Source organism: Mixta theicola (genome assembly GCF_002895925.1).
Lineage (GTDB): Bacteria > Pseudomonadota > Gammaproteobacteria > Enterobacterales > Enterobacteriaceae > Mixta > Mixta theicola.
This window is the reverse complement of sequence record NZ_NWUO01000014.1, coordinates 76,535-88,424: the sequence shown is the minus strand read 5'-3', so window position 1 is coordinate 88,424 and position 11,890 is coordinate 76,535. Positions and strand designations below refer to the sequence as shown.

The window sequence follows — 11,890 nt, the reverse complement described above, 5'->3', positions numbered from 1 at the left end:
AAGTCTGATGCTCATAAAAACGTCGTAATGAATTACGTGTTCACTCTGAGACTTGATACTGCAATTAGTTTTGCGATATCCCGTCCGTGAGTGCCCACACAGATTGTCTGATAAATTGTTAAAGAGCGGTGCGACCGGCGTGTTGTGCCGTTGTCGCGAGGTGGCGTATATTACGCTTTCCTCTTTCAGAGTCAACCTCTTTTTCAGAAGTTTTTCTCCGGCGATTCAGTCACTGCTGAACCGCTCAACACCGCGTGGCGTAAGCCGTTGTGCCGTGTCGATGGAGGCGCATTATAGGGAGTTCTCGACACCTGACAAGTGTTTATTTCAAAAATATGATCGTTAGGTTTATTTTTCAGCAAACCGTCTCTTTTTAGCGCGATTTGCTGCTCATTTGGGCAAATTCTTTAGCGAAACGCTCTACCTGTTGCCAGTCGGTGTACTCTACCTCTTTACGCGGATCGGTCTCGCCGCCGGTCATACGCATAATAAACTGGATCATCACGCGGTCGAACCAGCCGTAGCGCGGATAACGCAGCGCTCCGGCAAAGACTGCGCAGCTATCCGGCTGCCATGGCGACTGCAGCAAAAACTTACGCGTATAGGCATTCGTTTGTGGCGTGCGCTTTTCCGGTTTACGTGCCGTCAGGTTAACGGAAAAGAATCCGCTAACGCGCTGTTGCAGTTCGGCCAGATGCTTTTTCACAAAACGCGCCACAGCCGGCTGGAAATGCCCATAGCGAATCGATGCGCCTATTAGTACCCGATCGTACTGCGTCCAGTCGATCTGCTGAGCATGCAGGATATTAATGACATCGCACTCCTGATGCGCTTTCAGCGTATTTGCTATGTAAGACGCAATTTCCCGCGTTTGCCCGTCACGGCTGGAAAACAGAATCAGCGCTTTCATTATTCTCTCCCTGGGTTTACTCACGCCAGAAGGTAGGAGTAAACAATACCAATAACGTAAAGACTTCCAGACGACCAAAAAGCATGGTCGATATCAAAATCCATTTTGCGACATCATTCATGGAAGTGAAATTATCTGCCACCACGCCCAATCCTGGGCCAAGGTTATTCAGCGTAGCGGCTACGGCAGCAAAAGCCGAAAAATCGTCAACGCCGGTCGCGATAATAGCCAGCATGCTAAGCAAAAATACCAGCGCATAAGCGGAGAAGAAGCCCCATACCGCTTCCAGTATACGTTCCGGCAAAGCGCGATTACCCAGCTTGATGGTATAGACCGCATTGGGATGGACCAGCCGTTTCAGCTCACGCGACCCTTGCTTAAACAGCAACAGAATACGGATAACCTTCAGGCCGCCCCCGGTTGAACCGGCGCAGCCTCCGATAAAGGCGGAGCAAAGAAGCAGTACCGGCAGAAAGAGCGGCCAGCGCGCAATGCTGTCGGTAGTAAAGCCCGCAGTCGTTGCCATCGATACGACCTGAAAAAATGCCTGGTTTAGCGTTTGCAGCCCACTGGCGTACACATTATGGAGCCACAGCACCAGCGTACATATGACTACCAGCGTCATCTGTACGCCGATAAACATGCGAAACTCCGGGTCCCGCCAGTAGACGCGCAAATTACGCCCGCTCAATAGCGAGAAATGCAGACCATAGTTACAGCCCGATATCAGCAAGAAAACAGCAATGATGGTATTGATGGTAGGACTATTAAAATAGCCGACGCTGGCATCATGGGTAGAAAAGCCGCCGATAGCGATAGTTGAGAAACTATGACCGATAGCGTCAAACATGGGCATTCCCGCCAGCCACAGCGCCACGGCACAGGCTATCGTCAGCAATACATAGATAAGCCACAGCGTTTTGGCCGTTTCAGCAATACGGGGGCGCATCTTATTATCTTTTAGCGGACCGGGCATTTCCGCCCGATACAGCTGCATTCCCCCAACCCCCAGGATTGGCAAAATGGCCACGGCTAATACGATAATGCCCATCCCGCCAAGCCATTGCAGCATCTGACGATAAAAAAGAATCGCTTTTGGCAAGGAGTCCAATCCCACCAGCGTGGTGGCGCCGGTGGTCGTTAAGCCGGAAAACGATTCAAAAAACGCGTCGGTCACCGAGAGGTTGGGATGCTCGGCAAAAATAAATGGCATCGCCCCTACGCTGCCCAGCACCGTCCAGAACAACACCACAATCAAAAAACCTTCGCGCGGCTTCAGATCATTTTTCTGTTTACGGTTAGGCCACCACAGCATGGCTCCGATCAGCAACGCCATGATAAATGTCTGACTGAATGCGCGTCCTGCGCCATCACGATAGATTAACGCCACTAAGCCGGGTACGATCATTGTTCCGGAGAACAGAATAACCAGTAGCCCAACGATTCGGGTAATGGCACGAAAATGCATTCTGCCGTTTCCTTAAGATAAAAATTAGAGGGTTACCGGCTTGAGCGCTAAGGCTCCGCGGCTAATGTCCGTTAAATTTTGGGTAAACCCGGCAACCTGCGCATGGGGTAATGCCAAAGTTAGCGAGACAACATCCAGAAATTCCGTCTTAAGCAGTTCTCCTTCAAAACGCTGAACCAGGCGCTCTACATCACCAAGCTGAGCATAATCGCAGCGTAGCTGAAAATGGTGCATCGGTATCTTTTGTTTACGGGCCAGTTGTTTTAGCGCCTGCTGCACACCGCCGCCATACGCTTTAACCAGCCCGCCGGTACCGAGCATAATCCCACCATAGTAGCGCACCACTACGGCGGTAATCTCTCCGACCTGGCTGCCCATCAGCTGCGCCAGCATAGGCTTTCCTGCCGTGCCAGACGGTTCGCCATCGTCAGAAAATCCCAACTGCTGTGAGTCATCAGGAGCCCCGGCTACGTATGCCCAGCAGTGATGGCGGGCAGCCGGATGTTCAGCTTTAATCTGCTGGACAAAAGCTTTCGCCGCCTCAACGCCTTCGGTATGCGCCAGCAGCGTTATAAAGCGGCTTTTTTTGATGGTTTCTTCGCTGATGCTCAATGGCTCAGCGGGAATATCATAAGCGTCCATTATTCCAGATGCAGATCGCGCGTCATGTTCTCAACACGGTTAGCATAGATCACCACGTTATCCTCAATACGAATACCGCCATACGGCTGTAGGGCATTAATCGCCTGCCAGTTAAAGTGCTGGCTATATTTCCCGTCTCGCCATGAGGCCAGAAGCGATTCAATAATATAGAAACCCGGTTCGATAGTGAGAACCATGCGCGGTTCCAACACGCGTGTGCATCGCAGGAAAGGATACTGCTGAGGCGCCGCCAGATGCGTTCCCTCATCGTCCTGCATAAAGCCGGCCACATCATGCACCTGCAGCCCAAGCGGATGACCTAAACCGTGCGGCATAAACGGCCCGGTAAGATTTTCCGCCACCATCGCCTCTTCGCTGATACCGCGCACCAGATCAAACTTCAGCAATAGCCCGGCGATACGCTGATGCATTTGTAGATGGTAATCGCTATAGCGGACGCCCGCTTTTAACGTATCGATCAATGCCAGTTCGTGTTGGTTCATCTCGCGTACGATCTGAGCAAACAGTGAATCGTCCTGTGCTGCATATGTACGCGTCAGATCGGCAGCGTAGCCGTTGTATTCCGCGCCGGCATCGATTAAAAAACTGCGGCGCTGCGGCGGTGCCTGGTGATCGAGCCTGGTGTAGTGCAGCACGGCCGCATGTTCATTCAGGGCGATAATATTCCCATAGGGAACGTCGGTATCACGATGCCCCGTAGCCGTCAGATAGGCGAGATTAATTTCAAACTCGCTCATGCCGGAAAGAAAAGCCTTCTTTGCCGCCTGATGACCGGCTACTGCCAGTTTTTGCGCTTCACGCATACAGGCCAGCTCATAGTCGGTTTTATACGAGCGATGGTAATGCAGAAAATCAATCACGCCCTGCGGATTGATATGGTCGGCGCTGATATTCAGCTGCGTGGCGCGCTGCGGCACCGGACCGATATAGGCGACATTCTGACGCGGCTGTGGCAGCAGCGCGCCAATATCATCCGCGTTACTCAACGCCACAATATCTATCTCATCGGTCCAGAAACTGTGCGGCAGTGGCTCAACGCTATGCCAGTAGTCGACAGGTGAATAAAACCACAGCTTAGGCTTATTGACGCCATCAACCCACAGCCAGCAGTTCGGCACCTGCGTCACCGGCACCCAGGCTTTAAACTGAGGATTGACCTTAAACGGGTAGTCATGATCGTCAAGAAACACCGTCAGCAGCTCGCCGGAATGAATAAGCATGGCGTCGAGCTTAAAGCGCGCCAGCACCTGTTGCGCGCGCTGCTGTAAAGTGGCGATGTGATCTTTATACAAGGTAACCAGGGTATCCATTTCCGTACTCCGCATCAGAGAATTGACCGCATCTTACCATAGCAGGCTGCAGGATGCCGTGTCGCCGCCGCCTGTGATCTTGTTTGCAAATGATCAATGTTTAGTTTGCAAATAATTAACATAAATCCCACACTCCGATCATCTGGTACGACCAGATCCCCTAAACGCGGTTTCAGGAGACGGACATGCTCTACCAAGGCGACACACTTTCCCTGGACTGGCTGGACGATGGCATCGCCGAGCTAACTTTCGATGCCCCCGGATCGGTCAATAAGCTGGATACACAAACCGTAGCCAGCCTGGGCGAAGCCATTGCCGTGCTGGAAAAACAGACGGCGCTGAAAGGCGTTCTGCTCAGCTCATCGAAGCCAGCCTTTATCGTTGGCGCGGATATTACTGAATTCCTCTCGTTGTTTAATGCCCCGGCAGAAAAACTGGCGCAATGGCTGACGTTCGCTAACAGCATTTTTAACCGTCTGGAAGATCTGCCGGTTCCGACCATTTCCGCCATTCAGGGCTATGCGCTTGGCGGCGGCTGTGAATGTGTTCTGGCTACGGACTTTCGTATCGCCACGCCGGATGCGCGAATCGGATTGCCGGAAACCAAACTGGGCATTATGCCGGGCTTTGGCGGCTCAGTACGCCTGCCCAGACTGTTAGGCGCCGACAGCGCACTGGAAATCATCGCTGCCGGGAAAGATGTGGACGGTAAAAGCGCGCTGGCGTTGGGCCTGGTTGATGCCATCGTGCCCGCGGAAAAACTCCGCGCCGGCGCTATCGCCATGCTACGGATGGCGACTGAAGATGCGCATTTCTGGCAGCAGCGCCGCCAGCCAAAATTGCAGCCGCTCAAGCTCAGCGCCATTGAAGCGGCGATGAGCTTTACCATCGCGAAAAGCATGGTGCAGCAAACCGCCGGGAAACATTATCCGGCGCCGATGATGGCGGTAAAAACCATTGAAGCTGCCGCCGGTTTAGGCCGCGATGAGGCGTTAAAGCTGGAAACCAACGCGTTTGTTCCGCTGGCGCAGTCGAAAGAAGCGCGGGCGCTGGTGGGTATCTTCCTGAACGATCAATACGTCAAAGGCAAAGCGAAAAAACTGGCGCAGGGTCAGCCGCTACCGCAACAGGCGGCCGTACTGGGCGCTGGCATTATGGGCGGCGGCATTGCTTATCAGTCCGCCATAAAAGGGGTGCCGGTAATAATGAAAGATATCAGTGAGAAATCACTGACGCTGGGCATGAGCGAAGCAGGAAAACTGTTAAATAAACAGCTGGAGCGCGGCAAGATCAATGCGCTCCAGCTGACCAGCATCATCTCCACGATTCAGCCTACTCTCTCCTTTAGCGGCTTTGAACGCGCCGATATTGTGGTTGAAGCGGTGGTGGAAAACCCGCAGGTTAAAGCCAAAGTGCTGGCGGAAACCGAAGCGCTAGTATCGGAAGAAACCGTCCTGGCCACCAATACCTCTACCATCCCGATTAGTCAGCTGGCGCGGGCATTAAAACGCCCGGAAAATTTCTGCGGTATGCACTTCTTTAATCCGGTGCATCGTATGCCGCTGGTGGAAGTGATTCGCGGCGACCAAACCTCAGAGGCAACGCTGGCGAAGGTAACGGCCTGGGCCAGCAAAATGGGCAAAACGCCTATCATAGTCAACGATTGCCCCGGCTTCTTCGTCAATCGCGTGCTGTTTCCCTATTTTGCCGGTTTTAGCCTGCTGCTGCGCGACGGCGCTGACTTCCGCCAAATCGATAAGGTGATGGAAAAACAGTTTGGCTGGCCAATGGGTCCGGCCACCCTGCTGGATGTGGTGGGCCTTGATACCGCACATCATGCACAAAGCGTCATGGCCGATGGCTTTCCGGCGCGGATGAAAAAGGATTACCGCGACGCTATCGACGTTCTGTTTGAGGCGCAGCGTTTTGGTCAGAAAAATCAGCGCGGCTTTTACGCCTGGGAAACCGATAAAAAAGGCAAAACGAAGAAAGTGGCCGATGCGGAAACCGATGCGCTATTGCAAAGCGTTAGCGCACCAAAGCGCGTTTTCACCGATGAAGAAATTATTGCCCGCATGATGCTCCCGATGATTAACGAAGTGGTGCGCTGTCTGGAAGAGCGGATCATTGCCAGCCCGGCGGAGGCGGATATGGCGCTGGTCTATGGGCTTGGCTTCCCGCCGTTCCACGGCGGCGCCTTCCGCTATCTTGACACGCTGGGCAATGCCGCCTTTATAGCCCAGGCGCAGCAGTTCGCCAGTCTGGGTCCGCTATATGCCCTGCCGCAGCTGCTGACTGAAAAAGCGCAACGTAATGAAAGCTGGTATCCACCCGCCGAACCAATTAATGAGGCCGCGCTGGCAACGGCGTGAGGAGCAAGATAATGGAAAATGTAGTTATCGTTGATGCCATCCGCACGCCGATGGGCCGTTCAAAAGGCGGCGCATTTCGTCAGGTTCGGGCTGAGGATCTCTCCGCCCATCTGATGCGCAGCCTGCTCAGCCGCAACCCGGCGTTAGAACCCACGGCACTGGATGATATTTACTGGGGCTGCGTACAGCAAACGCTGGAGCAAGGTTTTAATATTGCGCGTAACGCCGCGCTGCTGGCGGAAATACCGCATAGCGTACCGGCAACCACCGTTAACCGCCTGTGTGGCTCATCCATGCAGGCGCTGCATGATGCCGCACGCGCGATTATGGTCGGCGACGCGCACGCCTGCATTATTGGCGGCGTGGAGCATATGGGCCACGTGCCGATGAATCACGGCGTCGATTTTCATCCTGGGTTAAGCCGTACCGTGGCTAAAGCTGCGGGCATGATGGGCCTGACGGCAGAAATGCTGGCGCGTATGCATCATATCAGCCGCGAAATGCAGGATAACTTTGCGGCGCGTTCGCATCAGCGCGCCTGGGCCGCCACCCAGTCGGGCCATTTCCGCAATGAAATTGTCGCTACCAGCGGACACGATGCCGACGGCGTACTGAAACGCTATGATTTCGATGAAGTTATCCGCAGCGATACCAGCATTGCAGGGCTGGCGACGTTGAAGCCGGCATTCGATCCGGTCAACGGCACGGTCACGGCGGGCAGTTCATCAGCGCTATCGGACGGCGCGGCGGCCATGCTGGTGATGAGTGAATCACGCGCACGCGCGCTGGGCCTGAAACCACGCGCGCGTATTAAAGCGATGGCGGTGGTCGGCTGCGATCCGTCCATTATGGGTTACGGGCCGGTTCCCGCTTCTAAGCTGGCGCTGAAGCGTGCGGGACTGAGCGTGAGCGATATCGATCTGTTTGAGTTAAATGAGGCATTCGCGGCGCAAACTCTACCCTGCATTAAGGATTTAGGTCTGCTGGAACAAATTGATGAGAAGGTTAACCTGAACGGCGGCGCGATTGCGCTGGGGCATCCGCTGGGCTGTTCCGGCGCGCGTATCAGCACCACGCTCCTTAATCTGATGGAGCGACGCGATGCTCAATTCGGCCTTGCCACCATGTGCATCGGCCTCGGTCAGGGCATCGCTACCGTCTTTGAGCGCGTGTAAGCGTTGTTGTTTTCCCGCCTGTCAGGGGCGGGCTTTTTCCTGGCGAGGGCGACAGCTTTGCCGCCCTGCAATGGCGCTTAGATAAAGGCGAAGGCATCGCCATAGATCTGCGCTTCCTGCGCGCCACGTTCAGCGCAAAAACGCTCGCGAGCGATTTTTGCCATCTCAAAACGACCGGCAATATAAATATCATGCCCGGCAAGCGTGCCGAAATCCTGCATAACCGCCGTCAGCACGGTGCCGCTACGCCCCTGCCATTCTGCATTAGTCTGCTCGACAACCGGCACCACCTTCAGATTCGCATGACGCACCGCCAGCGCGTTCAGCTCTTCCAGATCGTACAGATGATGGCTTTCACGGCCGCCCCAGTAGATTGAAATATCGCGCTCCGGCTGCTGCGCCAGAGCAGTCAGCAGGATAGAGCGGGCGTAGGAAAAGCCGGTGCCGCCAGCAATCAGAATCATAGGACGCTGACTCTCTTCACGCAGCCAGGCTTCACCGTGCGGAATATCAACCACCACTTCCCGCCGCTGCTGGATGCGCTCCATTACCGCCATTGCATACAGGTTGAGTTCAGAAGCCCCGATATGCAGTTCGATAATATCTTTTTCCATCGGCGTAGAAGCCAGAGAGAACGGACGCTTATCGCGCTCATCCATCACCACCATCAAATACTGTCCGGCACGGAAGCTAAAATCCGCCTCCGGCACCAGTCGTACCCGATAAACAGTATCGGTAATCGCCTCTACTGAGGTCACTTTACAGCTTAACGTTGTCATGCGTTCCCTCTGTCGGGTCGTCATTGCGTAATTTGCGCCATTAGCGTGACGGCAAATCGTTAAAAATTCCCAACCGATCCCAGATGGCATCAACTCGCGCCGTAACCGCCGGATCCTTCACAATCGGACGGCCCCACTCACGCTGGGTTTCTCCCGGCCATTTATTGGTGGCGTCCAGGCCCATTTTAGATCCCAGACCCGAAACCGGAGAGGCGAAGTCAAGATAGTCGATCGGCGTATTTTCGATCAGTACCGTATCGCGCGCCGGATCCATCCGCGTTGTGATCGCCCAGATCACATCATTCCAGTCACGCGCATTCACATCGTCATCGCAAACGATAACAAACTTGGTATACATAAACTGCCGCAGGAATGACCAGACGCCCATCATCACGCGCTTCGCATGTCCGGCGTACTGTTTCTTCATGGTTACCACGGCCAGGCGATAGGAACAACCTTCCGGCGGCAGGTAGAAGTCTACAATTTCCGGGAACTGTTTAATCAGAATCGGCACCAGCACTTCATTCAGCGCCACGCCCAGCACCGCTGGCTCATCTGGCGGGCGACCGGTATAAGTTGAATGATAGATGGCATTACGACGTTGCGTAATATGGGTGACGGTAAATACCGGGAAGTTATCTACTTCATTATAATACCCGGTGTGATCGCCATACGGCCCTTCCGGCGCCATGTCGCCGGGTTCGATATAACCTTCCAGCACGATTTCCGCGCTGGCCGGGACTTCCAGCTCGTTGGACAGGCACTTAACCACTTCTGATTTCGTGCCGCGCAGCAGGCCGGCAAAAGCATATTCCGATAACGTATCCGGCACCGGCGTTACGGCGCCGAGGATCGTCGCGGGATCGGCGCCCAGCGCCACCGAAACCGGGAAACGTTCACCAGGATGGGCCTTGCACCACTCCTGAAAATCAAGCGCGCCGCCGCGATGGGACAGCCAGCGCATAATCAGCCGATTTTTGCCAATCACCTGCTGACGATAAATGCCAAGGTTCTGGCGTTCTTTGTGCGGCCCACGCGTTACCGTTAATCCCCAGGTAATCAGCGGCGCGGCATCGTCTGGCCAGCACTGCATCACCGGAATGCGCGATAAATCAACCTCGTCGCCCTGCCACACCTGCTCCTGACAGGGCGCGCTGCGCAGCCGTTTGGTGGGCATATTCAGCACCTGCTTAAACTGCGGCATTTTATCGAACAGATCGCGGAACCCTTTTGGCGGCTCCGGCTCTTTCAGAAACGCCAACAGTTGGCCTACCTCGCGCAGGGCGCTAACCTCTTCCCGGCCCATCCCCAGCGCCACGCGCTTCGGCGTACCAAAGAGGTTGCACAGCACCGGCATGTCATAGCCTTTCGGGTTTTCAAACAGCAGGGCCGGGCCGCCGGCGCGCAAAGTGCGGTCAGCGATCTCGGTCATCTCCAGAATGGGATCGACCTCCAGCGTTATACGTTTTAACTCGCCACGCTGTTCAAGCAGCGCAAGGAACTCGCGTAAGTCGTGGTATTTCATCAGATTCATTATTCAGGCCGCAGAATCGGCCATTATAAGGAGGATTCAACGGATATGCTGAGGTTTGTGTGTTTACGCCTGACGCGGAAACAACACCTGTAGCGCAGAGCCCGTTTAATCAATCACTTTTTATTAACAGGTTGCGCTGCGAGTCTGAACCAGAGACGCCGCCTTCGTCAATTTTCAATTCTAAAATTTGAGCCAAATGACCGCCGGTAGCGGCTATTTTGCGCGCGGTTCGGGTTGATAAATCAGGTGTGGCGCTGGCCCTGACGCGGCGTGATGTCGCTATCGCTCTGAAAGCAGTTTTGCTATTCTTAGCCTTCAATAATTGGAAAGTGACATTATGGAATCCTGGTACCTTCTTTACTGTAAACGTGGTCAGTTATTACGCGCTAAAGAGCATCTGGAGCGGCAGGCGGTAAATTGCCTTAGCCCAATGATTGCTATGGAAAAAATTGTGCGCGGCAAACGAGCCACGATAGAAGAACCGCTGTTCCCCAATTACCTTTTTATTGAATTCGATCCGGAAACGATTCATACCACCACGATCAGTGCCACGCGTGGCGTAAGTCACTTCGTACGTTTCGGTACCCAGCCGGCAAACGTGCCGCCGGATGTCATCGATGCGCTACGCACCCATACCCCGGAAACGATGGTCGATCCCGATACGCCCTGTCCGGGCGATAAAGTGGTGATCGTTAAGGGTGCGCTGGAAGGGCTGGAAGCTATTTTTACCGAGCCTGACGGTGAAGCACGCTCTATGCTGCTGCTTAACCTGCTAAATAAGCAGGTTAAGCAAAGCGTGGAAAACAGCGCCTTCCGTAAAGCCTGAAGCGTTTATCGCCTCGCATTTCAGCGCTGGCGCTTACGGAAGAAACAGACGGCGGCTGTTGGCGTCGGTTTGCTGCGCCAGCCAGGCGGCCTCTTCTCCGCGCCACTGCGCCACCTGCTGCACAATGTGCGGCAGGAAACAGGGCTCATTACGGCGTGAGGTCGGCCTTGGGCGCATATCGCGCGGCAGCAGATAAGGCGCATCCGTTTCCAGCAGCAGTCGCTCAACCGGGATCTGCGGCAGCAGCTCGCGTAGCTCCATCCCGCGTCGCTCATCACATACCCAGCCGGTAATGCCTACCGATAATCCTGACGCCAGGCATTCCGCCAGTTCTTCAGCCGTACCGGTAAAGCAATGCACCACCGCGCCGGGCAGACGCGGCATCCACGGCTTCAGCACCGCCATAAAACGTTCATGCGCGTCACGACAGTGCAGAAATACCGGCATTTGCAGCTCAGCGGCCAGCGCCAGCTGCGCGTCGAAAGCGTATTCCTGCTGATTATGCGCGGAGAAGTTACGGTTAAAATCCAGTCCGCATTCACCAATCGCCACCACCTGCGGGCTTTCCGCCAGCCGACGCAGCGTTGCCGCTGTATCCGCCGACCATTCGCTGGCGTGATGAGGATGAATACCTGCCGTTGACCAGCAGAAATCGGGATGGCGCTGCGCCAGGCTTTGCGCCTGCTGGCTTTCCAGCGCGTTAGTGCCGGTAATCAGCATGCCGGTGAGGCCTGCTTCGCGCGCACGCGTCACAACCTGTTCACGATCTTTCGCAAACTGCGTGCTGGTCAGGTTTACACCGATATCAAACATGGTATGTCCTGAAAATATTAACCGCCCGGATGGGCGGTTA

General features: G+C 54.8%; 10 protein-coding genes. 3 read left to right on the top strand and 7 right to left on the bottom strand.

Annotated features, from left to right (window positions below; translation table 11 throughout):
• Positions 1 to 373 precede the first annotated feature (373 nt).
• From hemG to pepQ, 4 genes are read right to left on the bottom strand one after another with little or no spacing between them, the layout of a single operon-like run.
• Entirely contained in the window at positions 374 to 910 is a 537-nt protein-coding gene (gene hemG, locus COO59_RS16945; protein WP_103060918.1) for a menaquinone-dependent protoporphyrinogen IX dehydrogenase, read from the bottom strand.
• A gap of 16 nt (positions 911 to 926) precedes the next feature.
• Positions 927 to 2,378 (bottom strand): Trk system potassium transporter TrkH, encoded by a 1,452-nt coding sequence (trkH, locus tag COO59_RS16940; RefSeq protein WP_103060917.1) that lies wholly within the window; start codon positions 2,376 to 2,378, stop codon positions 927 to 929.
• A gap of 24 nt (positions 2,379 to 2,402) precedes the next feature.
• Positions 2,403 to 3,020, bottom strand: a complete 618-nt coding sequence (locus COO59_RS16935; RefSeq protein ID WP_103060916.1) for an IMPACT family protein — start codon at positions 3,018 to 3,020, stop codon at positions 2,403 to 2,405.
• Positions 3,020 to 4,351, bottom strand: a complete 1,332-nt coding sequence (pepQ, locus tag COO59_RS16930) for a Xaa-Pro dipeptidase (protein ID WP_103060915.1) — start codon at positions 4,349 to 4,351, stop codon at positions 3,020 to 3,022. Before pepQ ends, COO59_RS16935 begins: the two co-directional genes overlap by 1 nt.
• A 185-nt stretch (positions 4,352 to 4,536) precedes the next feature.
• Between pepQ and fadB the strand changes: the two genes are divergently transcribed.
• Both fadB and fadA read left to right on the top strand, forming a co-directional pair.
• Entirely contained in the window at positions 4,537 to 6,723 is a 2,187-nt protein-coding gene (fadB, locus tag COO59_RS16925; RefSeq protein WP_103060914.1) for a fatty acid oxidation complex subunit alpha FadB, read from the top strand.
• A gap of 11 nt (positions 6,724 to 6,734) precedes the next feature.
• On the top strand, positions 6,735 to 7,898 hold the full coding sequence (gene fadA / locus COO59_RS16920) for an acetyl-CoA C-acyltransferase FadA (protein ID WP_103060913.1): 1,164 nt from the start codon (positions 6,735 to 6,737) through the stop codon (positions 7,896 to 7,898).
• A gap of 77 nt (positions 7,899 to 7,975) precedes the next feature.
• On the opposite strand, the gene fre is transcribed toward fadA, so the two are convergent.
• On the bottom strand, positions 7,976 to 8,677 hold the full coding sequence (fre, locus tag COO59_RS16915) for an NAD(P)H-flavin reductase (RefSeq protein WP_103060912.1): 702 nt from the start codon (positions 8,675 to 8,677) through the stop codon (positions 7,976 to 7,978).
• A 40-nt stretch (positions 8,678 to 8,717) separates the two neighbouring features.
• Positions 8,718 to 10,202: a 4-hydroxy-3-polyprenylbenzoate decarboxylase gene (gene ubiD / locus COO59_RS16910; RefSeq protein ID WP_103060923.1), complete on the bottom strand. Its 1,485-nt coding sequence runs from the start codon at positions 10,200 to 10,202 to the stop codon at positions 8,718 to 8,720.
• A 346-nt stretch (positions 10,203 to 10,548) separates the two neighbouring features.
• On the opposite strand from ubiD, the gene rfaH reads away from it, so the two are divergent.
• A complete protein-coding gene (gene rfaH, locus COO59_RS16905; RefSeq protein ID WP_103060922.1) occupies positions 10,549 to 11,037 on the top strand; it encodes a transcription/translation regulatory transformer protein RfaH in 489 nt (162 codons plus the stop codon).
• 33 nt (positions 11,038 to 11,070) lie between these two features.
• On the opposite strand, the gene tatD is transcribed toward rfaH, so the two are convergent.
• Positions 11,071 to 11,850: a 3'-5' ssDNA/RNA exonuclease TatD gene (gene tatD / locus COO59_RS16900; RefSeq protein WP_103060911.1), complete on the bottom strand. Its 780-nt coding sequence runs from the start codon at positions 11,848 to 11,850 to the stop codon at positions 11,071 to 11,073.
• Positions 11,851 to 11,890 lie beyond the last annotated feature (40 nt).

Coding starts and splice junctions, on each gene's coding strand:
- fre (WP_103060912.1), bottom strand. CDS start 8,677: ATGACAACGTTAAGCTGTAAAGTGACCTCAGTAGAGGCGATTACCGAT.
- tatD (WP_103060911.1), bottom strand. CDS start 11,850: ATGTTTGATATCGGTGTAAACCTGACCAGCACGCAGTTTGCGAAAGAT.
- fadB (WP_103060914.1), top strand. CDS start 4,537: ATGCTCTACCAAGGCGACACACTTTCCCTGGACTGGCTGGACGATGGC.
- ubiD (WP_103060923.1), bottom strand. CDS start 10,202: ATGAAATACCACGACTTACGCGAGTTCCTTGCGCTGCTTGAACAGCGT.
- fadA (WP_103060913.1), top strand. CDS start 6,735: ATGGAAAATGTAGTTATCGTTGATGCCATCCGCACGCCGATGGGCCGT.
- rfaH (WP_103060922.1), top strand. CDS start 10,549: ATGGAATCCTGGTACCTTCTTTACTGTAAACGTGGTCAGTTATTACGC.
- trkH (WP_103060917.1), bottom strand. CDS start 2,378: ATGCATTTTCGTGCCATTACCCGAATCGTTGGGCTACTGGTTATTCTG.
- COO59_RS16935 (WP_103060916.1), bottom strand. CDS start 3,020: ATGGACGCTTATGATATTCCCGCTGAGCCATTGAGCATCAGCGAAGAA.
- hemG (WP_103060918.1), bottom strand. CDS start 910: ATGAAAGCGCTGATTCTGTTTTCCAGCCGTGACGGGCAAACGCGGGAA.
- pepQ (WP_103060915.1), bottom strand. CDS start 4,351: ATGGATACCCTGGTTACCTTGTATAAAGATCACATCGCCACTTTACAG.